The sequence below is a fragment of the uncultured Roseobacter sp. genome, from assembly GCF_947499265.1.
Lineage (GTDB): Bacteria > Pseudomonadota > Alphaproteobacteria > Rhodobacterales > Rhodobacteraceae > Roseobacter.
Map to the genome: position 1 here is coordinate 93,410 of NZ_CANMNK010000010.1, position 25,276 is coordinate 118,685.

Consider the following 25,276-nt stretch of genomic DNA (forward strand, 5'->3'; position numbering starts at 1 on the left):
TTGACCAGTCTCGAAGCTCAAACCGGCCCGATCAGAGCGGGCTGCGCATTCAGCGCTTCCACGTCGAAGCCCGCCAGCTTTTTGTATTTCGTGGCATGTGCTGCAAGTTCCGCGCGCGGCATTACGGTTTCGATATCGTCGAACACGCCGCTGCACCGGTCCTCGACCACCTGCAAAATGGCGTCTGGACCGCTGCCGCGGTTGGCAAGCGTCACGCCGGTTGTGCGCGGTCGCACGATCGCCTCATAGGCCTCTAACGCGTCCGGGGTTAGGCCGTGTGTCTGCACTGCCGCCCCAAGCATGCGCGCGTCAACGATGGCCTGGCTCGCCCCGTTGGAGCCAACCGGATAGGTCGGATGCGCGGCATCCCCCATGAGCGTGACGCGGCCTTGTGTCCAGTTGGGCACCGGGTCGCGATCCACCATCGGGTATTCAAAAACCGCTGTCGCCGCGCGCATAAGCGCGGGCACATCCAGCCAGTCAAACCGCCAGTCTTCAAAGTCAGGCAGAAAATCATCAAGCGATGCGCGGCGGTTCCAATCCTCCTTGCGCCAGCCCTGCGCAGGGTCAACGCGGCGCTCAGCAATCCAGTTGAGTGTCGCCTCACCTGTTGCGGGATCGGGCGCCGTGATCGGATAGGCCACAAGCCGTTGCGTATCATGCCCGGCGAGGACCATATCAGCGCCACCCAGAAACGGTGGCGCCTGTGTCGTCCCGCGCCACAGGATCGCGCCGCCCCAGATGGGTGATCCTTCGTCTGGGTACATCTGCTGACGCAGGGCCGAGTGAATCCCATCCGCGGCAATGATCAGGCTACCGGTTTTCACCTCTGGTCCATCCGGCCCGTTGAGCAGCAAATCAGCCTTCTGAGCATCGTTTGAAAACCCGGTTGCGCGGCACTCCGTGACGATAGAGGCCGCACCCGCGCGACGGCACAGCGTATCAAACAACAGCATCTGCAGATGCCCGCGATGCACGGAGATTTGCGGCCAGTGATAGCCCGCTGCGGTGCCGCGCGGTTCGGTCCAGATCTCACGCCCCGTTTTGGTGTAAAACCCCACCGACTGCGTGGAAATGCCGATCTCTCGCAGGTCACTTTCAAGCCCAAGGTCAAAAAGTTCGCGCACCGCGTTGGGCTGCAGATTGATCCCGACGCCCATGGGGCGCAGGCTGCGCACGGCCTCAAAAATCTGAAATGGCACGCCAATCTGATGCAAGGTCAGACCCAGCGACAACCCGGCGATCCCGGCCCCAGCAATCAGCACGGTCATGTGATGGCTCCTGCATCGCGCATCCTGGCCAATTGCGCCGCATCATATCCCAAACCTTGCAAAATCGCGTCGGTATCCGCGCCGACAGCTCTTGGCGGGTCCGGGCGATCCGGCGCGCTGCGACTGAACCGCGGCGCCGGGCGGGCCTGTGTGACACTGTTTTCCTGGTAGAAAACCCCTCGATCTGCGTTCTGGAGATGCTGGGGCGCTTCGGTGAAGTCCAGAACCGGGGCGACACAGGCATCGGAACCCTCAAACAGGGTCGCCCACTCATCACGGGTTCTAGTCTTGAAGACCGTCGCGAATTGCGCGCGATCCGCGGGCCAGCGGGTGGCGTCATTTTGGGCGGCACCGCCTTCATGCGGGATTTCCGCCCGTCGGATCAGTTCAGCAAAGAATTGCGGTTCCAGCGCGCCGACGGAGATGTATTTTCCATCCGCACATTCGTAACATCGGTAAAAAGGCGCGCCGCCATCCAGCCAGTTGGCTTCGCGGTTTGTGGTCCATTTGCCCTGCGCCATCATCCCGTGCAGCAGGCCCATCATTGCCGGAACGCCATCGACCATGGCGGCATCGACAACCTGACCCTTACCCGAAACCCCACGCTCAATCACCGCAGCCAGCAGGCCAAAGAGCAGGAACATCGACCCACCGCCAAAGTCCGCCACCAGATTGAGCGGTGCGACCGGTGGATGATCTGCGGGACCAATGGCGTGCAAGGCACCGGTCATCGCCAGATAATTGATGTCGTGCCCCGCGGTGTCCGACCAGGGACCGGTTTGCCCCCACCCCGTCATGCGCCCATAGATCAGAGTGTCCGGACATGCCTCAGGGCCAAGGCCCAATCGCTCCATCACACCTGGTCGAAACCCTTCGATCAGAATATCCGCACGGGCAATCAGCGCCTTGGCCGCAGCGAGACCATCCTCTGATTTGAGGTTCAGCGCCACGCTGCGCTTGCCCCGCCGGTTGATGTCCGTGGGATCCGCAGGGGCCGAGGCGCGATCAACGGTGATCACATCCGCGCCCAGATCGGCCAGCAACTGGCCCGCCAGCGGCGCAGGGCCAAGCCCCGAAAACTCAATGACCTTCAGTGTTGTAAGCGGTCCACTCATTCTGCCATGTGACAGGCCACCCGCGCCCCACGCAGATCGCGCATTTCCGGGCGGGTCTGGCTGCAGATATCTGCGGCCAGCGGGCACCTTGGGTGATAGGCGCAGCCGGTTGGCGGATTGATGGGATCGGGGATTTCGCCCGTGGGGGGTGGCACCTCCCGTCCGAAATTGCCCAGTTGCGGTGCGGCGGCGAGCAGCATCTGCGTATAAGGGTGTTTGGGATCGTCAAAAAGCGCGTCCGGCCCGGCCTCCTCCACCAAACGGCCCAGATAGAGCACACCGATGCGGTCGGCCATATGCTGCACAACGGTCAGGTCGTGGCTGATGAACAGATAGGTGAGACCAAACTCATCCTTGAGGTCGCTCATCAGGTTCAGCACCTGCGCCTGCACCGACACATCCAGCGCCGAGGTCGGCTCATCACAGACAATCAGTTTGGGTTCCGAGGCCAGCGCCCGCGCAATACAGATGCGCTGGCGTTGCCCGCCCGAAAACTCATGCGGGAACTTGCCCGCGTCCCGCGCTGACAGCCCAACTTGTTCCAGCAAACGCTCAGCCATGCCTTCAGTATCACCACCCCGCGCGGCAACCGGTTCGACGATGATATCCCGCACCCGCCAGCGCGGGTTGAGCGAGGCGAAGGGGTCCTGAAAGATCATCTGGATGTCGCGCCGCACCGCATCCACCTTGGCAGCATCCGTTTCGCGCGCCAGATCGGTGCCGCGGATTTCGACGGCCCCCTTGGACGGGCCCAGCAGGCCCACCAGCATCTTGCCAATGGTGGATTTGCCCGACCCGCTTTCACCGACCAGCGCATAGACTGTGCGCTCCGCGATCTCGAAACTGACGTCCGAAACAGCCGTCAGATAGGCTTTCTCGCGCCGCTCGACCACGCGGTTCAGCCAGGGTTTAGAGACATCAAAGATGCGGGTCAGGTTGCGAATATCGACCAGCGCCATCAGGCCACCGCCTCTCGTACCATCGGGAACCAGCAGGCCACGCGCCCTGCCCCGTCTTCAATGCGGGGTCCGGGCGACGCCCGGCATCGATCCTGTGCGCAGGGGCAGCGCGGGTGAAAGGCGCATCCCTCGGGCAGCGCATCGAGACGTGGCATCGCCCCGGGGATCTGGTGCAACCGGTCCTTCCCGCGCGAGGCCAGCGGGGTGGAGCCCATCAGCCCGTCGGTATAGGGGTGATGCGGGGCGGTCAGCACATCGCGCACCGGCCCCAGTTCGGCCAATTGCCCTGCGTACATTACGGCGACGCGGTCGGCGGCCTCGGCAATCACGCCCATGTCGTGGGTGATCAGCATCACCGCCGTGCCCCGTTCCCGGCAGAGCTTTTTCAAAAGCGCGATGATCTGCGCCTGCACCGAAACATCAAGCGCCGTGGTCGGCTCATCCGCGATGATCAGCGAGGGCTCGGCACAGAGAGCCAGGGCAATCACAACGCGCTGGCGCATACCGCCGGAAAACTCGTGTGGAAAGCTGCCCACCCGTTCGGCAGCACCGGGAATACCCACCTCTTCGAGCGCTGCAACCGCCCGTTTTTCGGCCTCAGCCCGCGAGATATCGAGATGAGCCAGCATGGTTTCGGTCAATTGATCCCCGATCCGGAGCAGCGGGTTGAGTGAGGTCAGCGGGTCCTGAAAGACCATGCCAATCTCTTTGCCCCGCAATCGGCGCATGTCTTCGCCGACCAATTGATCCACTCGCGTGCCACCAACCCAGATCTCGCCTTTGGCAATATGCGCAGGAGGGCTCAAGAGCCCGATGACCGCATTGCCGGCCATGGATTTTCCGGCGCCAGATTCGCCGACAACGCCCAAAACCTCGCCCGCCGCAATGTCGTAGCTCACCCCGTTTACCGGGCGCAAGATACCGTGGCGTGTGGGGATTTCGACCGTCAGGTCACGGATGGACAGAACCGCCGCACTCATACTTACTCGCTCAATTCTGCTTGGACACGTCGCGCCAGATTTGCTTGCATCTGCTGAAAGGCGGGGCCGATGCTCTGCATTGTCTGAGCCATGAAGGGGTTCATCTTTTTCATCGCCGATGCTCCCTCCTCGGAGGAATAAAATGCCGCCAACGCTTTGATCTCTGCCAGGGTGAAGGTTTCTGCCATGCCGGAAATGATCGCGCTCTCCATCGCCGGGCGGATGCTGGCGAGTTCCTCGGATACAATTTTTGCCACTGTTGCCTGCTTGTCAGCCGGAAGGCTGCCGCCGATCAGGCCCATCTGCGCCATAACCCCTTCTGGTGACAGCATGTCATCCATCAGGCCCTGTTGACCCTTGCTGTTTACATAGGCTTCAGCGGCTTCGAGGCGTTCCGCGTCTTCTGCCAGAACACTTGAAGCCAGAAACACCGTGATGAGAAATGTGAGAATACGCATGTGGTCCACCTTTATCTGAGGCGCGGGTTAAGGGCATCGCGCAACCAATCGCCCAGAAGATTGACGGAGAGGGCAAGCGCCAGAAGCGTCACCGCGGGGAAGAGTAGGATCCACCATTCGCCGGAGAAGAGGAACCCCTGCCCGATCCGGATCAGCGTGCCGAGGCTGGGTTGTGTCGGCGGCGCGCCGACGCCCAAGAAACTGAGCGTTGCTTCGGCGATGATTGCCAGCGCCAGCGAGATCGTCGCAATCACCAGCACCGGGGAGAGCACATTTGGCAGGATATGGCGCAACATGATCGCACCGGACCCCCGCCCGATCAGCCGCGCGGCCTGTACGTATTCCTTATTCTTCTCGACCAGCGTCGCCCCTCGCACAACACGGGCAAACTGCACCCAATCGCTGAGGCCGATGGCGATGATCAAGACCCAAATCGCCATTTGGTCGCGGTATTCGACCGGCGTGATCCCCTTGGCCACGCCAAAAATCAGCATGGCCACGAGGATCGCGGGGAAGGTCAGCTGCACATCGGCGACCCGCATGATGATGGTCTCGGTCCAGCCGCCGAGATATCCGGCGAGCAGCCCAAGCGTGACACCCAGCACCATGGCAAAGAGCACCGCCGCCGCCCCCACAAAGAGCGATATGCGCATGCCGTAGAGGATGGTGGAGAAGACATCGCGCCCCTGATCATCGGTCCCCAACCAGAAGACATCGCCGGTGAAGGCATTCGGCTCCATCGGCCTGGAGAACCCATTCATCAGGTTGAGCGAGCCCGGGTCAAAAGGGTTGTAGGGTGCAATCAGCGGGGCAAAGACAGCGCAGAACACCATAAAGAACACCACCAGCGCGGATACGATCGCAACCGGCGATTTCTTAAACTGATAGGCAAAATCGCTTTCAAGCGCGACGCGCAGACGGGAGCGTTCCTGCGGTTTGGCGGGGGTGTTCAAGGAGGTATCCGCCATCAGTGCGCCGCCGTTCTGTCCACACGCAAGCGCGGATCAATAGCAAAATAGAGCAGGTCGACGATGAGATTGATGCCCACAAACATGACAGAGATCAACATCAGGTAGGCCGCCATCACCGGAATATCGACAAACTGGATGGCGTTGATGAACAAGAGGCCCACACCAGGCCACTGAAAGACGGTTTCAGTGATGATCGCGAAGGCGATGATCGACCCAAGCTGCAATCCGGTGACCGTAATGACCGGCACCAGCGTGTTTTTCAGCGCGTGCCGAAAGTTTACCGCGCGTTCGCGCAATCCCCGGGCCCGGGCAAAGCGGATGTAGTCCTGCCGCAGCACTTCAAGCATCTCTGAACGTACCAGCCGCATAATTAAAGTCATCTGGTAAAGTCCCAGCGTAATGGACGGTAAAATAAGCGCTTTTAGCCCGGACTCCGTCAGAAATCCGGTGGACCATCCCCCCAGCATCACCGTGTCCCCGCGGCCGAAACTGGGCAGCCAGCCCAGCTCCACCGAGAAGAGGTAGATCAGCAATATCCCGATCAGAAACGTCGGCAGGGATACCCCGATCAGTGACACGGACATGATCGCATTGGCAGCAAAGCCGTTGCGCCTGATCGCGGTAAAAACCCCCAACGCGATACCGATGCTGATCGCAAGAAACCCCGAAACCGCAGCCAGCTCCAGCGTCGCGGGCGCGCGTTCGATCAGGATGTCAGAGACCGGACGGCCCTGCCGATAGCTGACCCCGAAATTGCCCTGTGCCGCACCCTGCAGGAATTTGAAATACTGCACGGCAAAGGGTTGATCGAGCCCAAGCTGGGAGCGCAGCCGTTCGATGTCAGCCTGCGTGCGCTCCTGCCCCAGCATATTGTCGACCGGATCACCCACAAATCGAAACATGGAGAACGCAACAAGGCCCACAACCAGCAAAACGATGGCCGACTGAAACACGCGTTGGATGACGTAGGCTAGCATAGGTTCTTTTGTGTCCCGTTGCGGCTCAGGTCAAGGTCAGGGCCTGCAGGTTTCAATTGACGGTAACCCACCGCAGGATGAAGAAGTTGTCCGGGCGTTGCGTCAGGTCGATGTTCGCTTGCGTCCCCCAGACCAGGGGCTGCACGTAGAGCGGCACATAAGCGACCTCATCCTGAAGGATCTTGGTGCTTTCGTCCAGCATGGCCTGACGTTTGCTGTCATCGATCTCTGATTGGATCATCGGCAACAACTCGTCAATTCGCGCGTTGGAAAACCCGCCAAAGTTCCACGACCCCAGCTTCTTTTCCTCATTGGGTGTGCTGGCCAGGAAGCGGATCGGGTGCTCTGCATCGAAGGTGCCGGGCGACCAGCCCAAGAGGTACATGTCATAGTTGTCAGCCCGCAATTCAGGCCAGTAATTCTGCACCGGCATTGCGTCCAGCGTCGCCTTGATGCCGACCTGCGCCAACATGCCGGTGACCGCCTGACACACGGCCTCGTCATTCAGATAGCGGTCGTTGGGGCATTTCAGACCCAGCGAGAACCCGTCGGCATACCCCGCTTCTGCGAGCAATGCGCGCGCCTTTTCCGGATCGTAGGCGGGACGCTCTGCCATCGACGCGCTATAGCCACGCATCGCCGGGCTGACCAATTGGCTCACCTCTTCTGCGTTGCCGCGCATGATCGTTTGCAGGATCGCAGGCACGTTGACCGCATGGGCCACGGCCTGACGGACCCGCACATCGGCAAAAGGATTGGCATCAGAGGTTTCACCCGAATACTTCAGCGCCTCGGCCTCATGCGGAAACCCCAGCATGATCACCCGCGCCTCGATTCCCTGGATGACCTTGACCTTTGCGTTCGAGGCCAGTCGCGCCGTATCCTGAATGGGCACCGGATTGATGAAATCCACATCCCCTGAGAGCAGCGCGGCAACGGCTGTCGCCGGGTTCTGGATCGGCGTCAGTTCCGCACGCGTCACATTATGCGTCGCCTCGTCCCACCAACCGTCAAAGGGCTCCAGAACGGTGCGCAGACCGGGCTCGCGCGCGACCACCTTGAAAGCGCCCGTGCCATTTGTGTTCAGCGTGGCGTAATTGCCGTTGTCCTTGTCGGGCCGCACCGCATTGTTGGCCTCCGCCCAGCCGGAATCGAGGATCATCCAATTCGCGATGCTGTCGGGAAAGATCGGATTTGGCGCGCTGGTCAGAATGTCGACGGTATAATCGTCCACCACCCGCACTTCGGACACAGGCGCAAACCAGCTGCGGGTATCGGAGCCTTCGTCAGAGGCCCGTTCGTAGGAAAAAAGTACGTCCTGCGCGTCAAATGTGCTGCCATCGTGGAAGGTGACCCCTTCCCGCAGGGTGAAGCGCCAGCCCTCACCGGCACCGATGGGTTCCCAGGCCGTCGCCAGCGCGGGCTCGATACTCATGTCCTTGCCGCGCCGGACCAGACCTTCGTAGACGTTGTTCAGAAACCCCAGTACCGGCGCGGAGTTTACCGCATGCGGGTCCATGGTCTGAGGGTCCGTCGTCTCTGCCCAGGTGAATTCTTCGGCATTGGCGACAGAAGCAAGTGCGAGAGCAGCAGCGGCAATTCGAACAGAGCGGAGCATGACAGGACCCTTTGCGATATTGTGTCAGAAAAGCGGGGCGGCGCAGGCCACGCGAGCCTGCGCCATGGTTTTGGAGAGATCGCGCCCCTGGATCGGGCGCGTGTCTCTTAGTTCAGCTTGAAGTACTTGATTTTCGGGGAATCTTCCGCCTCGACAACTGTGTCGACATTGGATTTCATGCCCCAGTTCAGCACCTGGTGGTGGATCGGAATGTACAGTTTTTCATCCTGAACGACCTGCCAGATCGCCGCGATATCCGCATCCCGCGCTTCCAGGTCGGTGTTGGAGGCGAGGCTTTGGATTTTCGCGTTCAGATCATCGTTGGTGTAGCGCGTTGCATTCCACGATCCGTATTTGTCGTCACGACCATGTACGAGGAAGTTGAAGATGTATTCGGAATCGTAGGTCGGCACACCCCAGCCCAGCATGTAGAAATCCGTCTCCAGATTGCTCAGCAACGGGAAGTGCTGCGCCTTGGGCTTGGCGTCAAGGTTCACGGTGACGCCGATTTGCGCCAACATACCAACAGCCGCCTGACAGATCGCTTCATCGTTGATGTAGCGGTCATTCGGGCAGTCGAGCTGGATCGAGAAGCCATCGCCATAGCCAGCCTCGCCCATCAAGGTCTTGGCCTTATCGAGATCGGTCGTGGAAGACGCATCCATCGTCTCATCCCAGCCGTTCACGAAGGGCGGCGCGATCATGCCCGCAGGCGCGGACTGCCCGCGCATCACCACTTGCTGGATGGCATCACGGTTGATCGCAAGGTTCATGGCTTCGCGCACGCGCACATCCGCCAGCGGATTTGCACCATCGACGCTGTCATTGGCGAGGTCTTCGTCGCCCACGTTCATGCCAAAGAAGATGACACGGTTCTGCGGTGCCGTGCGTACATCCAGACCATCGGTTTCTGCCACCCGGCCCAGATCCTGTACCGGCACGTCCTGGATGAAATCCACCTCGCCCGACAGCAGTGCCGCGACACGGGTCGCTGCGTTCTGGATTGGCGTGTAGATGATCTCGGTCACTTCCAGCGGAAATTCACCGATGCCCCAGTAGTTTTCGTTCAGCGCCAGCACGGTTTTCACATCCGGCTCGCGGCTGACCACCCTGTAAGGCCCTGTGCCGTTGGCATTTTTGGCAGCAAAAGTATCTTCGCCGCCCTCATAGTCCTGAACTTTGACAGCGTTGTTCGCCTCGGCCCAGTCCTTGTCCATGATGAACATGTTGGTCAGGTTGTTGGGCATGATCGGGTTCGGACCATTGGTCACGATCTCGATGGTGTAGGCGTCCGGCGCACGCACTTCCGCAACAGAAGCAAGCAGTTCCTTGTAGTCGGAATCTTCCGTCATCGCGCGTTCGAGGCTGAATTTGACGTCAGAGCTGTCAAAGGCTGAGCCGTCATGGAACGTGACGCCTTCGCGCAGCGTGAAAGTCCAGACGTTCGGGTCGTCTTCGGACGGTGCCCATTCGGTGGCCAGCGCTGGCACAATCGTGCCCGCGTGATCGCGGTGAACGAGCGGTTCCATGATCTGATGGGCCAGCGTCGAGGTCGGCCCTTCGTTTTGAGCATGTGGATCAAGTGTCAGTGAATCGCCCGCGCGCGCCCAACGCAGCGTCTCTGCGCTGGCCAGTGCCGTACTCGACAGCAGCAGGGCGACGGACAAAAGTGAGGTCGTAATTTTCATGGTGATCTCCCCTGTTTTTTTCTGGTGCCAATCTTTGGGACGGGGCTGCATTTGGCAAGCCCCTTCTGCAATCTAAACGGGAATGTTATTGATACTATTGGGAAAAATTTAACGGTGCTTAGAATTCAGGCAGCGCCCGGGATCAGAATCTGCCGACCGCCTTCTTCAAAGGCTTTCATCGACAGCGGCCAGACCGTCCCCGGCCAACGCAACTCCATCTCCAACCGTCGCGGGCGGTAAACAGCCGTATAGAGTGTCCCGAAGCCCGCGTTGAACGCGGTCGAGTAAAGCGGCGGTTTGAGAAAGGCACTGATGAACTTCTCTTCGGGATCACGGTGCAGTGTAAGCCTTTGTAATAAAAATCTTTCGCGTTCCACCGTTGCCGTGAACCGCGCATGGCTGACCCATTCCACATTTTCCTGATGATTGGTGGCCACCGCCGCATGGGTGATCAAGGCAGGCCGGTCCGGCGCCATCATCGCGGTCAGATAGCGACGTTTTTTATCCAGCACGGTCACGTTGTAGCTCATATGCGTCGGCACCCGCGCCAGCACATCGCCAGCTTCTTCGGCCGTATTGCAGGTCTGCAGCACGTAACGCAGGATCAGGGGCACGCCGAACCCGTCGCCCACCACCCGTCTGCCGCCGAACGTCAGTGAAATGCTGAGGCCTGCGTCATTCACCCCATCGACCAGCCCCCAGAGCCCGTCTGAGGTGCCCATTACCCGACGCCCCTGCCAATTGCTGTGCAGCACAAGACTGTCGAAGGCATTGGGATTGTAGTCATAATTGCGCACCATTACCGGCTGTTTGCCGGTCCAGATCGCCTGGCTGCACCCCGCCAGATAGGGCGGCGGGCAGTAGAATGACAGGAACCGCGCAGCCAGATCGCCGCCGCCCGCCAATTCGCAGAGCTCTTCGTAGAGCGGTACGATTTCCGGCATGTGCCGCTTGAGTGCACGGTGAGATTCCGCATAGGTCGGGCGCGCGGTCTCACCCTCCTTCAACCACCAGCGTTTATAATCTGGCCAGTATTCGGCGAAAAGCCCGGACCATTTCGGCCCGGGCGTTTCTTCACTTACGGCGCGCCATAACATGGGGTGCGCGGTCCTTTCGGTTCAGAGGATTTTGAACGCCGGATCAGCCAAAGCCGTCGCGGTGGGCAGCGGTTTTGCCGTCACAGTTTGCTTGATCCCGTGGATCCACTTTTTCGCCCGTTCATTCAACCGGAAATTCTTTGTCATCGACCGGCCCCGCGTGACCAGAATGCCGATGTCTGCCCCCTCATAGCGATAATCACCCGGTTGCAGAATGCGCAGGAAAAACGCTTCGTTCTCGCTTTCCACCGCCCGACGGTGATAATCGAAACGGTCATAGACCACGCGACCATCCTCCAGCATCTTGTAGATGCCGGTCTCCGGGCTGCCGGTGCAGATGTCCACACTATCATCGGTATGTTTGATCACCATCTGCGACCAGCTGTCGATATTCGCGCTGTCGGCCCAGCGGGCATTCAGCTCATCCACATCCAGGTTGAATTTCTTTTTCGAGAATTCCAGCAGGTGGAACAGGAAAAGCGGCGCATCCGCATGGGCAAAGGCCGCGTGGTTGGTCATGGAGGACGCGCCCGTGATGCGCGGGTTCAACTCGCCCAGCCACAAATCGCCGGTCTTCTTGTCGATCAGGAAATCCAGCTCGAAATACCCGCGATAGCCTTCCTTGCGCAGTTGCTCGCCGAATTTGAAGGTCAGATCCCGCGCCTTCTGACGCACCTTCGGCGGGAAGGCGGTGGAGAGGATTTCATTGCCACACCAGCCGCCGCGATAGGGTGTCAGCTCCTTGAAACCCACCAATTCCGTCATCAGCGGGCCAACGATGGTGCCTTCCTTGGTGGCGCAGGCCTCAATGGCTGATCCGCGGCAATCGATCCGCTTCATGATCTTGATCTCACCCTCGCCGACGATTTCATGCTCATGCCGCCGGAAATCGGCCTCGGACTTGATGAAGAACGTCGTGTGCCCGGAATCGCCAAAGGCCGATTGCAGCACCAGATCATGCCCGATCTTGGCCTTTTCGCAGGTCTTCTTCAGGTCTTCATAGTCTTTCACTTCCGCCAGAACATTCGGCACCGACGGCACACCCGCCTTGTTGCCAATCCGTACTGTTTCGATCTTGTTGTCCATCTTGGTGCGCAGCTTGGCCTTGGGGAACCAGACATCCGCCCCCAACTCCTTCGACAACCGCTCCGTCTCCGCATCGAACATCAGGAAGACGAATTTCGGCTTGCCGCCGCGCCGCTTGATGAAATCAATCACCTCCTTGTGCTGCAGCAGGTAGTTGTTGATGTCCTCGATGGACTGGAATTCCGCATGCGGCTGCTCGGAGGGGCAGAACACATTCGGGTGCTTGCCGCCGTAGCAATCAATGTAGCAGATGTATTTGAAATTCTTCACCCATTCGTCCAGCCCCAACAGATTGAAATTCGTGGCCGAGATGAAATAGACCGGGTCCTCGTTGCGGTGGAAATAGCGGCGGATCTCCGAGATGTTCTTAAGAACCGTAGCAGCCATGTCTTATGTCCTCTCTGTTGGTTTTATTCGGCCGCAGGGGCCAGTTTTGTATCGGTTTTTGCATCGACAAGCGCTTGCAGAGCTTCCTGGGTGAAAACCCGCAGGCCCAGATCGGGCCGGTAGCCGTGGATTTCGCTCACATCGAGCGCCAGCATGAAAGCGAGAATTTCCTTGCTGACCACCTGACCGGGCACCAGGATCGGAAAACCCGGCGGATAGGGGATGATGAAACTGGCGGAAACGACCTCCTCGCCTGCCTCCAGCGCCGCGCCAAGCGATCCGTTGATGTCGAGGTAGTCGCATTTCTCCTCGTCATAAGCGAGAAAGAAGGCGGAGCGGATATCCCCTTCGCCCGTCACGTCGCATTGCCGGAACGCATCGTGGAACCGGCTGAAATCGGGCAAAGGCGGCAAGTCTTCCATCAGGTTCTGAATGCGTCGATCAAACGACAAACGCTCCATCCGGCTGGCATCATCGAGCCGTTCATCCAGCGATTTGGCAATCTCAACCAGCACTTCGATCAGATAGGCCACAGACGACCGGGTTGTCCCGATGTTGGTCATGAAGAGCACGGTATTGCGCGACGTCTTGTTGATCTGGATGCCGTATTTATCCATGAGGATATCGGTCTTGAAGGTATCGCCATCCCAACCGGTACCGCCAACACAGAGCGTCACACGGGTCGCATCGAGCACGAAATCGTCCTGCTCCCAGCAATCCCACATATCGGTCCAGCCCTGCTCCGCATCATAATAGCTGGTCACGCCGGATTGACGGTGGAAATCCGGGATCATGTCACCCGCCGTCAAAACCTTGAAATACTTTTTCAGCAGCGGATGTGTCATGATTGCGCGCCGCATCGACATGGCGGCCTCAATCTGGCGCTGCACGAATTCATAGCCTTCCAGCTCAACCTGCCGACGGCCGACATCGAGCGACGCGATGATCTGATAATTGGGCGAGGTCGAGGTATGCGTCATATAGGCTTCGTGAAAAGCCTGCTCGACTTCGCCTTTGAAGTCCTGATCGCTGACATGGATCATCGACCCTTGCCGCAGCGAGGTCAGCGTCTTATGCGTCGATTGCGTGGCATAGGCCCGTATGCGCGCGTTGGGCGGCGCGATTAACCTTGTGTCCAAGAGTTTTTCATCGTCGCAGCCTTCCAACATGGATTGCTGCGCCTCGTAGAGACGCTCATGCGTGTCGGTGCGGAATTTGTGACGCAGGTTCTGCGCCGCTGCCATCGCTGTGCGCTGCCGATAGGTCGGGTTGAACCGCGCAAAGGCGAACCAGGCTTCATCCCACAGGAAAACGAGATCCGGCTTGATCGCCAGGCATTCCTCCATCACCCTCTCGACATTATAAACCAGCCCGTCAAAGGTGCAGTTGGTCAACAGCAACATGCGGACCCGGTCGAGCTTGCCCTCGGCTTTCAGTTTCAAAAGCTGATGCTTGATCTCGCGCAGCGGAACCGCGCCGTACATGGAATATTCATTCAGCGGGTAGCTATCAAGGTAGCAGACCTGCGCGCCGGCCAGCACCATGCCGTAGTGATGCGACTTATGACAATCCCGATCGACCAGCACGATATCTCCAGGCCGAACAAGGGCTTGCACGACGATCTTATTGCAGGTCGAGGTGCCATTTGTCGCGAAAAACGTCTGTTTTGAGCCAAAAGCGCGGGAGGCCAACTCCTGCGCTTCCTTAATCGGGCCATGCGGCTCCAGCAGGCTGTCGAGGCCCCCCGAGGTCGCCGAGGTCTCGGCCAGGAAAATATTGGGGCCGTAGAACGCGCCCATGTCCTGGATCCAATGCGAGCGGGAGATCGATTTCCCACGGCTGATCGGCATCGCATGGAACACCCCCGTGGGCTGTTTGGAATACTCGGTGAGAGCGGTGAAAAACGGTGTCTTGTTGCGTGCCTGAACCCCGCGCAGGATGTTCAGGTGCAGCTCCATGAAGTCTTCCTGATTGTAGAAGACCCGTCGACAAATCCCCAGATCGAGCCCAGCAATCTCCTCCACCGAGCGTTCCGTGACCAGATAGGCATCCAGCTCGGGACGCACCTTGGCGATCAGGCGGCAGAGCTCCGGCCCGTAATTCTCAGGGAGCATGTTGTCGATTTCTTCCTGCCCGCCTGCACGGTTCAGGTACCGCGCCACGATCTGCTGGTCCATTTTCGATTTCAGCACCAGACCGGGGCGCACCACAATCGCCTGAATGTTGTGATTGAAAAGTACCGCCACCAGCGCATCTTCCAGGCTGGGCACCACCAGCGCCTCATAGACAAAGGCGTCCTCCGAGCGGCGCATGCGCGTCACATTATTGCGCAGCCACCGCTCCTGATGCTCATTGACGTTATCGACGATCAGCACCTCGAAATAGGGTTTCGCCAGCGCCCGCGCCTCCGGCGGCAGCATCGCCTCGTCGTCATGTTCTTCCTGATCGATGCTGTCGCGCTCCAACGGAATGTGGCGCCGCCGGTATGCGCCGGTTGTCAGCGCGCGGGTCACACGCCCGACGGCAAAAGCGAGATCATCAAAGGAATTGTGGTCAAATTGCCGCCGCATATGATCGAACGCCGACATGCCGGGAAACGCCCAATAGGGCTCGATCACCGCAAGGGATTCAAAGAGTTGCTCGATCTTGGTGCGCAGTGTCGCAACCTGTTTCGGTTTCGGATCACGCGTCAGGGCGGCCGTTGCTTCACGCAGGGCGCTCCATCTGTCTGAGCGCAGTTGAATGGCAGAAGAATAGTCGTTCATCGCATGCATCAGTCGTTCTCCGCTGCGCGGGAAACCACCAAATGCAGGGCGGGGGTGACCGCCCGAACAGACCCGGCAATCTACCCGCTAGATTGTTTTTCGCTCCCCTGCGTTTCTTCTTTCAGGGGTTGAGATGTTGGCTCCACCGAGAGAGCCCTGTCGGTACCCGGCGTTTTATGCGCTGTTGCAGTACCGGAAAGTGTATCAAAGGTCGTTCCCTTGTACGCAGGTGTTTCCTGCACTTTCTCCGCTGGCACATCCACATGAAGGCCCGCCCGCGTCCCTTGCTGCGGGATTTCCAGAGGGCCCAGCGTTTTCAGATAGGAGTCCGTTCCACTGTTTCTGTCATAAACGGAAAAATCGACCGACCGGTCCCGGAAGCTTTTCAGCACCTGTCCCAGACCCTTCATCCCGGTTTCGCGCTGGCGGCGCACCGTTGAGAGGTCAACCTCGATGGGGAACATGTCTTCCTGACCCGCGGATTGGTGCAGCACATGCGCCGAGGGGTCCACGACAAGGGATTTGCCGACACCACCGGCACCCAAACCGTTGACATCAAAGACATAACACTGGAATTGGGCGGCGGTCGCACGGGCAATCGCCAGCTCCGCATCGCGGTCCGTTGTCCCCGTCAAGACCGGGTGCAACAGCACCTCGACGCCCTGCGCCGTCAACTGACGGGTCGTTTCCGGGAACCAGATATCATAGCAGATCGACAGGCCAAAACGGCCCACATCCGGCACGTCGAAGACGCAGAAATCGGTGCCCGCCGCGATGCCCGTCTCATAAGGCCGGAACGGGAACATCTTGGCATAGCGCTTGATGATCTCGCCCTCGGGGTTGATCACGACGGAGGTGTTGAACACCAGCCCTGTTTCGGGATCGCGCAGGAACATAGACCCCGGGATCAGCCAGACACGGTGCTTGCGGGCCGCTTCGCAAAAGGTGTCCAGCGCCTCGTTCTGCGGCGCCTGCGCAAACTTGTCGAGCGGGCCGTAGGGGGCAAGCTCGGAAAACAGCACCATCTGTGTCCACGGGAACCGTGCCATCAACACGTCCAGCCGGTGGATCATCCCTTCCACATTGGAATGCAGGGCGTTTACATACATTTGCACGCCGGCGATTGCGAATGGGGTCATCGTAAAATACTCCGTCGCGACGAAGTGGGCCGATCTGACCCAAAAACTGCTTCGCGCCGCACTGCCTTACGCCCTTCCCAGCAAGGTTGAAACAGCCGAATGAGATACATCCGGGATTCTGGCGCTATTCCGTAGGGGCATTTCCCTGAAGCGCTGCAGCCTGTCATCTCAGATGACAGAACCGTTTTGGGGTATGAACATTATTTTAAACACCTCAGTGCATCTCCCCAGACATTCACGGACAGATCGACACAGGAAATCCGCGCGCGCAGGCGCAGCTTTCGAGAGCCTCCCTAATCCTCTCCTGATCGCGCGTTCCCGATTAACGTGCGGGTTTTTCACTTTGATATCTATCGCGCAACCAATGTATCAGAAGCGTAAGTCGCTTTTCTGAGTTGTTCAAGCACTATGCTGTAACTTGGCCGCGCAAGCGGCACATAAAGCGAAGCTTGCACAAAACTTCACAATGAAAGAACATCTCAAAACGTTTAATTTATCGCGATTGCCGCAGGACCATTCACCGCACCACCGCCCATTCAAATAGGATCCACTCATGCCCGACCTTGGCTCCATGACACGCTATGCAACTTTTGCAGGCGCTGTCCTACTCAGTTTTGTCTGTCTGATTGCCGCGCTGATCTGGACCGGTTGGATGCTGATCCCCTTTGCATTCTTCGCGGGCCTCTCCCTGCTGGGGCTGCACGACGTACGCCAGGAACATCACTCTATTCTCCGGAACTACCCCGTTCTGGGGCATATGCGCTTTCTCTTCGAAGGCATCCGCCCGGAAATTCGCCAATACCTGATCGAATCCGATCAGGATGAGGAACCGTTTTCGCGAGACGCCAGAAGTCTTGTGTATCAACGGGCCAAGGGTCAGGAAGACAAGCGGCCCTTTGGCACAAGGTTGCGGGTCTATGATGCCGGCTATGCCTGGGTGACGCATTCTGTGGCCCCGATCGAGATCGAAGACACCGATTTCAGGGTCAAGATCGGTGGCGACGCCTGCAAACAGCCCTACGACGCGTCGCTTTACAACATTTCCGCCATGAGTTTTGGGTCACTGTCCGGGAATGCCATTGAGGCGCTGAACACCGGGGCCAAAATCGGCGGTTTCGCCCATGACACCGGCGAAGGTTCCGTCAGCCGATACCACAAGAACGGCGGCGGCGACCTGATTTATCAAGTGGCTTCGGGCTACTTCGGGTGCCGGGCGGAGGATGGCAGTTTTGATCCCGACAAATTCAGGGAAACGGCGGCCCTGGACCAGATCAAGATGATTGAACTGAAGCTGTCGCAAGGGGCAAAGCCTGGGCATGGCGGGATGTTGCCCGCCTCCAAGATCAGCCCCGAGATTGCTGAGGCGCGCGGCGTACCGATGGGCAAGGACTGTGTCTCCCCTGCCGCGCATTCCGCGTTTTCGACCCCCATCGAAATGATGCAATTCATCGGCCAGTTGCGCGAGTTGTCGGGCGGCAAGCCGGTTGGGTTCAAGCTCTGTATCGGTCACCGGCGCGAATTCATGTGCATGGTCAAGGCCATGCTGGAGACAAAGATCATCCCCGATTTCATCGTGGTGGATGGTACGGAGGGCGGTACCGGTGCCGCTCCGGTGGAGTTCTCTAACCACATCGGCATGCCGATGGTCGAAGGATTGACCTTTGTGCACAACACCCTGCGCGGTGCAGGCATTCGTGATCAGGTCAAGATCGGCGCGGCAGGCAAAGTCGTCTCCGCCTTTGACATCGCGCGGGCGCTTGCATTGGGCGCGGATTGGTGCAACTCGGCCCGCGGGTTCATGTTTGCCATCGGCTGCATTCAGGCGCAGGCGTGCCACACCAACCACTGCCCTGTCGGGGTGGCAACGCAGGATCCCATCAGATCACGGGCGCTGGATGTAACATCGAAAAGCGAACGGGTTGCGCGGTTCCATGACAACACGCTGAAGGCGTTGGGCGAAATCACCGGGGCGGCGGGGCTTGCTCACCCGGGGGATTTCATGCCGCAGCACCTGATGGTCCGCTTGGGCGACAAGGAAATGGCGGAAGGCAGCGAGGCGTTCCCCTACCTCCCCGAAGGCTTCCTGTTGACCAAAAAGACCGAGGTTGGCGCGGATTATCACAAACGCTGGGCGCGGGCGGATGCCGCGAGTTTTGCGCCGCCACAATAAAAAAGGGGCACCCGGATGGATGCCCTTTTTTTAACAGATTATGTATCGGTTCAGGCGGTTTGCGCCGCCAGCGCCTCCGCAAGTGCGGCTTCAAAGATCGCCAGACCTTCGTCGATGATCGCGTCGGAGGCCGTCAACGGCACCATGATCCGCAGCGCATTGCCGTGCATCCCACATCCCAGCAGGATCAACCCGCGTTTGAGCGCATGCTCGCATATGGATTTGACGAGACCGGCATCCGGTGTGGCGGTGTCGAAATCCGTTACGAATTCAACGGCCAGCATCGCGCCCAGGCCCCGGATGTCCCACATCCGGTAGGGGGCCACACGGGCGCCAATCTCTGCAAAACGTGTGCGGAACTGCGCGCCAAGCTCCATGGAACGGGCCAGCAACCCTTCACTTTCAATGGCCTCGATGGCTGCGAGGGCAGCAGCGCAGGCCACTGGATTGCCGCCATAGGTGCCGCCCAAACCACCGGGGGCCATCGCGTCCATCACATCCGCGCGCCCGATGACACCGGCAATCGGATAGCCACCCGCCATGGATTTCGCGACCGTGATCAGGTCCGGCACAACGCCGGAATGCTCAACCGCGAACCAGGTGCCGGTGCGTCCAAAGCCCGCCTGGATTTCATCGGAGATCAGCAAAATACCGTGCTGATCGCAAATGTCGCGCAGGGCGCGCATCATCTCGAAGGGAACGGGTGTATAGCCACCCTCGCCCAACACAGGCTCGATGATGATCGCGGCAATCCGGTCCGGTTGCGCATCGGTCAGGAACAGGTTTTGCAGCCCGGTCAACGCATCCTCGACGGTGATGCCATCGCGTACGGACGGAAACGGCGCCCGGAAGATATCCGAGGGGAAAGGCCCCACGTCCTTTTTATAAGGGCTGATCTTGCCGGTCATGCCGAGCGTCAGCAGGGTGCGACCATGATACCCTCCGGTGAAGGCAATCACGCCGGGGCGCCCGGTTGCGGCACGCGCGATTTTCACAGCGTTCTCAACGGCTTCCGCCCCGGTTGTCACCAGCAGGGATTTCTTGGCATGATCCCCCGGCGCCAGTGTGTTCAGCTTTTCCGCCAATGCAACATAGGATTCGTAGGGCACAACCTGAAAGGAGGTATGCGTGAATTTGTCTTCCTGCGCCTTGGCCGCCGCGATCACGGCGGGATGACGGTGGCCGGTGTTCAGAACCGCGATGCCCCCGGCAAAATCGATGTAGCGTTTGCCTTCCACATCCCAGAGCTCGGCGTTTTCGGCGACATCCGCAAATACCGGCGCGGCAGAGGCGACGCCACGGGGCACGGCGGCCTCACGACGGGCAAGCAAGGCGGCGTTGGTCTGCTCTTCAGGTGTCGTGGAGACGACCGCAATCTTCGATGCTTTGGCCGTGCGGGTCTTGCAGGGCTTTTTGGCCGCGGATTTTGCGGGGGGCGCTTTGACAGTGGAGGCCATATGCTCATTCCTTTGATGAATGGGTGAGGTGATGTTTAATATCTCGATACCCCGTTTAATTTAATTGTCAATCGCGATTCAACCGCCACCTTTATGCAACCTCTGGCCCCGCCACAAAAGCCCGTCACAAAAAGAGTGTGACTTGCTGCAACCTGCTGTCTAAAAACGCCAGTGAAACCAATAGCTCACACGTCAGATCAGGAAACGACCCTTTGGATATCGGACACAGACTGCGCGCAATACGCAAAAAGCGTGGATTATCTCAGCGGGAGCTGGCCACCCGTGCGGGGCTGACCAATGGCACGATTTCGCTGATCGAACAGAACAAAACCAGCCCCTCGGTGGCCTCTCTCAAAAGCCTGCTGGACGCGATCCAGGTGTCCATGGCGGAGTTTTTTGCGACGATAGAGGAAACCTCGCAAAGCAAATACTTCTATACCGCAACAGAATTCACCGAGATCGCACCGCCAGAGGTTTCCGAAGGTGCGTCGCAGCTCCTGTCGCTGCGCCAATTGGGCAATGCCCAGGACCATGCGCTGCAGATATTGCATGAACGCTATGCCCCGGGTGCGGACACGGGGCCGGAGCTGCTCAGCCATGACGCGGAAGAGGCGGGCGTGATCATTCGGGGCACGATCGAGATTACCGTCGATGATGAGGTCGGCACCTTGGGCCCCGGGGATGGATACCTGTTCAACAGTCGCCTGCCCCACCGGTTTCGCAATACCAGCGATGTGGAATGCGAAATCATCAGCGCCTGCAGCCCCCCGAGCTTCTGAACGAAAAACCCCGACTGCGATCAGCAGACGGGGTTTTGTATCATTGGCTTCCATCCGCTCCGTGTGAGCGGCAGTCCAGGCAGAAACGTTATACTCGTATTTACCTTATCGGCCAACAGTAGGGTCAATGATCAGGCAGATTTGTCGTTATCATCGCCAGATTTGCTCTCACCCTCTCGTGTCACAAGAAGGACGATCACTGCCACCAGTGTCAGAATGGAAAGCCCAAAGATGAACAAGTCGGTCGACATATCGGGCTCCTTTCTCTTGCGTTCCGAGGATTAACGCTCAAAACCGCAGATGGTTCCGCCGCGTCAGTAGTCTTGCACAACTTTCACACGATGCGGCACCGGAAAGGTCAGCGTCAGGTGATGCATGTCGCCGCTTATCTTCGCGTCGACCTGCGCATTCAATTGCCGTGCAAAGGCATTGATCAACTGCATACCAAGGCCCGTGCCTTCGGCGGTTGGCTCATCGCTGAATGTGTTGCTGATGGTGAAAACGGCCTCGGCCGGACCGGGTTGGGTTAATGATATGTTCAGACGCGCAGGGTTTTGCGCATTGGGCGAGCCGATGTATTTCATGGCGTTGGTCACCGCCTCTGAGACAAGCAATGTCAGCGGCGCGGCATCATCAGTGTCCAGTTGCACCGGCACATAGGATTGTTCCACCTTGACCGCGGATCCGGCGGGCAGGCCCACCACAAGCAACTGGCCCACGATTTCCTCGACCAGCGCACCGGCGTCCACACGTTCAAGCCCTTGACTTTGATAGAGATTCTTGTGGACGGTTGCGAGGCTCAGGATGCGTTCCTGCAACCTGCGGAGCACCAGCTGCGACTCTTTCGTCGGCGCGCGTCGGATCTGCATGTTCATGATCGAAGAGATCAGCTGCAAATTGTTTTTGACCCGATGGTGGACCTCTTTCAGCAGAATATTCTTTTCACGCAGCGAGTCCTCCAGAGAGGCCTCATCGCGAATGATCGAATCCGCCATACCAATGAAAGCCTTTTGAATATCGACAAATTCGCGCGTCACCCCTGGCCCCAAAGTGGAGCGCGGCATCGACCTGTTATAGGCGAAAATGCGCATCTGCCGACCAAGCTTTCGAATGTGACGGATGGCAAGACGGTTGATCGCCCAGAAAGCCACCACTAGACTGGCGAGCCACATCAGGATCGGCAGAAATATGCTGAGTGTATCGCTCCCGCGCACCCCCGCGAGCACTTCTTCCTGCCGCCAGATACTGATCGCGTAGACGACACCAGGCACAATCGGCACAACCGCATAAATGCGGGCGTCGCCTTCGGTATTCACATCCTCGAACACGGCGGTCTTTTCACCAATAAGCGTCTTCAGGCTGCGGTTTTGCGGCAGATCAGACAGGGTGACCAGCCGCGCCCGGTCTGACGTCAGCACCTCACCCGCTTCATTGAAGGTAACAACATCATGCGGTTTGATGTTCGACGGCGGATCCGGCATTTCATGCAATTCGGTCAGCGGCACGGAGAGCGTCGTGAACCCGGTGAAGACATCGTCCTCAAAATGTGGATGCAGGATCACCAGCACCGGCTCCAGGCTGATCGGGCCCGTACGGCTGATGATCACCGAACGTTCCCGCTTTTCCAGCGCCACATCGAAATCCGGATAGGCGCTGAAATCGTAGATGCCGCCTTCGGATGAACAGGTCATCACGCCATCGGCGGGCAGATTGCCGATCAGCGAATACCGTTCCGACGCCTCCTGATAGGCGCGCAGAAAAGAGACGCAGGCTTCCGGATCATCCGCAAACAGGCGCACGATTGAACTCAACGCCTCTGCAACACCGAAGCCTTCCTGAATGACTGTCCGCTCTGCTCCGGACGCCTGTTCGGTCAATCCCAGCAAGGACAAATCTGCATTCGCCTCAGCCTGGCGCGCGATCTCCCGGGTCTGCACCACCGCGATCAGGCCAAACGGCAGCAATGCCAAAGACAGGAAAACCAGGATGCGGAAGGCGAGACCCCGAAAGACATCGCCGTCCAGAAAGCCGCCGGTCATCGTTAGAAGGACGCCGCCTTGGCCGCGGTCAGCACCGACATCGTGGCGTCATCTGTCATTTCCAGCGCTTCATCATCGTCAATGTGCATCAGTTCCGCCAATTTCTGCCGCGCGCGGTTTGTCCGGCTCTTGATGGTGCCGACAGCCACGCCGCACATATCAGCGGCCTCTTCGTAGGAGAAACCAGATGCGCCAACCAGCAAAAGCGCCTCGCGCTGCTCATCGCTCAACTGCGCAAAGGCATCGCGGAAATCCGTCATCTGCAGGCGGCCGTCATGGGCAGGCTTTTCGGCGAGGGCTTCGGTATGTGCCCCATCAATATCGGCCACCTCGCGATTGGCTTTGCGCCGCGATGAATAATAAGTGTTCCGCAGGATGGTAAAAAGCCAGGCACGCATGTTTGTACCGGACTGAAATTTGTCGATGTTTGTCCAGGCTTTGACCAATGTATCCTGCACCATATCATCTGCTGTTGCCCCGTTCCGGGTCAGGCTGATGGCGAAGGCACGCATGGCTGGCAGGTGTTCAACCAGCTCGTCGCGGGGGTCTGCACCGCTCATTTGCGGGTGCCCTTGGTCTGGTCCTGTTGCTTGAGCGCGTCCAGCAAATCCTTGAAGCGATCCGGGATACCTTCATCCAGCGCTTCCTCGTAGACGCGCTTCAAATTTTCGTCGATCACGCTTTCGCGTTTCCTGTTTGCACTTGACTGAGCCATACTGCCGATAATTCCCCGAGAAGGTTAAAAATATCCCACCTGCGTCGGAACCAAACACATGAATACGCGTTTGGTTCCAAGAAAAGTGAAAAAAGGAAGATTTCTTATGTCGGACGGCTCTGTGACCCCGGACATCAGTGAAGACCTCGGTGACGCCCTACCCTACCTGCGCCGTTTCGCCCGCGCCATGACCGGCAGCCAGAGCAGCGGCGACCGGTTCGCCGCCGCGGCGTTGGAGGCCATTCTCACGGACCGTTCGGTGCTTGATGGTGTGTCGGTGAAGACCGGGGTTTTCCGGGTGCTCTATGGCATTTGGTCCAGTGCGGGCGCCCCGGTTGATGATGGCGAAAGCGGGCTGAAAGCCCGGGCGCAAAAACATCTGGCGCGGTTGACCGCCAACAGCCGCGAAGCGCTCCTGCTGCACAGTGTCGAAGGATTCAGTTTTAGTGAGATCGCCACCATCATCGGCATTGACCAATCCGAAGCCGAAGAGCTGGTGCAGATCGCGCGACGCGAAATGGCCGATGCGGTGGCCGGTTCGGTGATGATCATCGAGGATGAAGCGATCATCGCCATGGATATCGAAAGCATCGTTTCCGATATGGGGCACCGGGTCACCGGCGTTGCCAGAACGCGGGACGAAGCCGTGGCACTGGGCGCGGCGGACGTGCCGGATCTGATCCTTGCGGATATTCAACTGGCGGATAACTCGTCTGGTATTGATGCGGTAAATGATCTGATGACCAATCTGGGCGAACGGCCGGTGATCTTCATCACCGCCTTCCCCGAACGCCTGTTGACCGGTGACAAACATGAGCCTGCCTTCCTGATCTCGAAACCCTATACCGAAGATCAGGTGATTTCGGCTGTCAGCCAGGCGATGTTCTTCTCCTCGACCGAAACGCTGAAAGCGTAAAGGCAACGCCAGCCTGAAAGGACGGTTTTGACCGTCTGTGCCGGAAAGCAGAGCAATCCAATGAAAAGCCCCGCTGCGGTAGCGGGGCTTTTTTAAACCGAGATGGTCTCTAGCTTTTGGCGATGGAGCGAAGCATCCAGGCCGCTTTTTCATGGAACGCGGCGCGTTCGGTCGCCAGATCTTCGGTCACCGGGTCCCCGTGATCACCCGCGATCTTGATCAACGCGTGCAACCGGTGCGCCACACGTTCGTTATCAGCAGCGAGCTCTTCGCACATCTCTCCCGCAGAGGGCGGCGTTTCTTCATCCTGCACAACCGAGTTTGCAACAATCGAAGAAAGCGTTGCCGGGGCCAGCTGTCCCAGGGCGCGGATACGTTCGGCAATATCATCTGCCGCCTCGAACAGGTTTTCATATTGAGCTTCGGTCAGATTGTGCACCGAATAAAACAGCGGCCCTTCAACGTTCCAATGTATGGCATGCGTTTTGAACAGCAGCCGGTAGGTATCCGCAAGCGCGTTTTCCAACCCTTTGGCCATGGCTTCTGCATCCCGTACGCCGGTGCTGATTTCAGTGGTTTCGGGAACAACGTTCAACGCATTTGTCATAATACTTCTCCTGTTTCATGTAGCACAGGAAAAACAAATCGGCTCTGACAAGGTTCCCGATTTACGCGGGCCGTGACAGTCC

The 25,276-nt window shown here is 58.8% G+C and carries 21 protein-coding genes; 3 read left to right on the top strand and 18 right to left on the bottom strand.

Annotated features, from left to right (window positions below):
- Positions 1-17: 17 nt before the first annotated feature.
- From Q1A63_RS22890 to Q1A63_RS22950, 13 genes are all read right to left on the bottom strand, one after another.
- Entirely contained in the window at positions 18-1,271 is a 1,254-nt protein-coding gene (locus tag Q1A63_RS22890) for a flavin-dependent oxidoreductase (RefSeq protein WP_298975411.1), read from the bottom strand.
- Complete coding sequence (locus Q1A63_RS22895) at positions 1,268-2,386, bottom strand: CaiB/BaiF CoA-transferase family protein (RefSeq protein WP_298975412.1); 1,119 nt, start codon at positions 2,384-2,386, stop codon at positions 1,268-1,270. The genes Q1A63_RS22890 and Q1A63_RS22895 overlap by 4 nt, the downstream gene beginning before the upstream one ends.
- Positions 2,383-3,345, bottom strand: coding sequence for an oligopeptide/dipeptide ABC transporter ATP-binding protein (locus Q1A63_RS22900; protein WP_298975414.1), 963 nt, complete (start codon positions 3,343-3,345; stop codon positions 2,383-2,385). Before Q1A63_RS22900 ends, Q1A63_RS22895 begins: the two co-directional genes overlap by 4 nt.
- Positions 3,345-4,325, bottom strand: coding sequence for an ABC transporter ATP-binding protein (locus Q1A63_RS22905; protein WP_298975415.1), 981 nt, complete (start codon positions 4,323-4,325; stop codon positions 3,345-3,347). Before Q1A63_RS22905 ends, Q1A63_RS22900 begins: the two co-directional genes overlap by 1 nt.
- A 2-nt stretch (positions 4,326-4,327) precedes the next feature.
- Positions 4,328-4,783 carry a DUF2059 domain-containing protein gene (locus tag Q1A63_RS22910; RefSeq protein ID WP_298975416.1) on the bottom strand — a complete coding sequence of 152 codons (456 nt, stop codon included), beginning with the start codon at positions 4,781-4,783 and terminating at the stop codon, positions 4,328-4,330.
- An 11-nt stretch (positions 4,784-4,794) separates the two neighbouring features.
- The gene (locus Q1A63_RS22915; RefSeq protein WP_298975417.1) at positions 4,795-5,751 is read right to left on the bottom strand and encodes an ABC transporter permease; all 957 of its coding nucleotides are present in this window, start codon (positions 5,749-5,751) and stop codon (positions 4,795-4,797) included.
- A complete protein-coding gene (locus Q1A63_RS22920) occupies positions 5,751-6,731 on the bottom strand; it encodes an ABC transporter permease (protein WP_298975418.1) in 981 nt (326 codons plus the stop codon). The genes Q1A63_RS22915 and Q1A63_RS22920 overlap by 1 nt, the downstream gene beginning before the upstream one ends.
- Positions 6,732-6,783: 52 nt before the next feature.
- Complete coding sequence (locus Q1A63_RS22925; RefSeq protein WP_298975420.1) at positions 6,784-8,349, bottom strand: ABC transporter substrate-binding protein; 1,566 nt, start codon at positions 8,347-8,349, stop codon at positions 6,784-6,786.
- Between the two features lie 107 nt (positions 8,350-8,456).
- Positions 8,457-10,037: an ABC transporter substrate-binding protein gene (locus Q1A63_RS22930; protein ID WP_298975422.1), complete on the bottom strand. Its 1,581-nt coding sequence runs from the start codon at positions 10,035-10,037 to the stop codon at positions 8,457-8,459.
- A 125-nt stretch (positions 10,038-10,162) separates the two neighbouring features.
- A complete protein-coding gene (locus tag Q1A63_RS22935; protein ID WP_298975424.1) occupies positions 10,163-11,134 on the bottom strand; it encodes a C45 family peptidase in 972 nt (323 codons plus the stop codon).
- Between the two features lie 21 nt (positions 11,135-11,155).
- Positions 11,156-12,607, bottom strand: a complete 1,452-nt coding sequence (locus Q1A63_RS22940) for a biotin carboxylase (protein ID WP_299410162.1) — start codon at positions 12,605-12,607, stop codon at positions 11,156-11,158.
- A 23-nt stretch (positions 12,608-12,630) separates the two neighbouring features.
- Positions 12,631-15,381, bottom strand: a complete 2,751-nt coding sequence (locus Q1A63_RS22945) for an aminotransferase class I/II-fold pyridoxal phosphate-dependent enzyme (RefSeq protein ID WP_298975427.1) — start codon at positions 15,379-15,381, stop codon at positions 12,631-12,633.
- Positions 15,382-15,452: 71 nt separating this feature from the next.
- The gene (locus Q1A63_RS22950) at positions 15,453-16,511 is read right to left on the bottom strand and encodes a carbon-nitrogen hydrolase family protein (RefSeq protein WP_298975428.1); all 1,059 of its coding nucleotides are present in this window, start codon (positions 16,509-16,511) and stop codon (positions 15,453-15,455) included.
- A gap of 553 nt (positions 16,512-17,064) precedes the next feature.
- Here Q1A63_RS22950 and Q1A63_RS22955 point away from each other — a divergent pair.
- Entirely contained in the window at positions 17,065-18,681 is a 1,617-nt protein-coding gene (locus tag Q1A63_RS22955; RefSeq protein ID WP_298975430.1) for an FMN-binding glutamate synthase family protein, read from the top strand.
- Positions 18,682-18,731: 50 nt separating this feature from the next.
- Here Q1A63_RS22955 and gabT read toward each other — a convergent pair whose 3' ends face one another.
- Complete coding sequence (gabT, locus tag Q1A63_RS22960; RefSeq protein ID WP_298975431.1) at positions 18,732-20,138, bottom strand: 4-aminobutyrate--2-oxoglutarate transaminase; 1,407 nt, start codon at positions 20,136-20,138, stop codon at positions 18,732-18,734.
- 212 nt (positions 20,139-20,350) lie between these two features.
- On the opposite strand from gabT, the gene Q1A63_RS22965 reads away from it, so the two are divergent.
- Entirely contained in the window at positions 20,351-20,917 is a 567-nt protein-coding gene (locus Q1A63_RS22965) for a cupin domain-containing protein (RefSeq protein ID WP_298975432.1), read from the top strand.
- Positions 20,918-21,231: 314 nt separating this feature from the next.
- On the opposite strand, the gene Q1A63_RS22970 is transcribed toward Q1A63_RS22965, so the two are convergent.
- The 3 genes from Q1A63_RS22970 to Q1A63_RS22980 are packed head-to-tail and all read right to left on the bottom strand — an operon-like array spanning position 21,232 to position 23,635.
- Positions 21,232-22,956: a histidine kinase dimerization/phosphoacceptor domain -containing protein gene (locus Q1A63_RS22970; protein ID WP_298975433.1), complete on the bottom strand. Its 1,725-nt coding sequence runs from the start codon at positions 22,954-22,956 to the stop codon at positions 21,232-21,234.
- A gap of 2 nt (positions 22,957-22,958) precedes the next feature.
- On the bottom strand, positions 22,959-23,516 hold the full coding sequence (locus Q1A63_RS22975; protein ID WP_298975435.1) for an RNA polymerase sigma factor: 558 nt from the start codon (positions 23,514-23,516) through the stop codon (positions 22,959-22,961).
- Entirely contained in the window at positions 23,513-23,635 is a 123-nt protein-coding gene (locus Q1A63_RS22980; RefSeq protein ID WP_366142091.1) for a NepR family anti-sigma factor, read from the bottom strand. The genes Q1A63_RS22975 and Q1A63_RS22980 overlap by 4 nt, the downstream gene beginning before the upstream one ends.
- A 142-nt stretch (positions 23,636-23,777) precedes the next feature.
- Here Q1A63_RS22980 and Q1A63_RS22985 point away from each other — a divergent pair, with 142 nt between their 5' ends.
- Entirely contained in the window at positions 23,778-24,587 is an 810-nt protein-coding gene (locus Q1A63_RS22985) for a response regulator (protein WP_298975438.1), read from the top strand.
- A gap of 109 nt (positions 24,588-24,696) precedes the next feature.
- Here Q1A63_RS22985 and Q1A63_RS22990 read toward each other — a convergent pair whose 3' ends face one another.
- Positions 24,697-25,194 (bottom strand): DNA starvation/stationary phase protection protein, encoded by a 498-nt coding sequence (locus tag Q1A63_RS22990; protein ID WP_298975440.1) that lies wholly within the window; start codon positions 25,192-25,194, stop codon positions 24,697-24,699.
- Between the last annotated feature and the right edge of the window lie 82 nt (positions 25,195-25,276).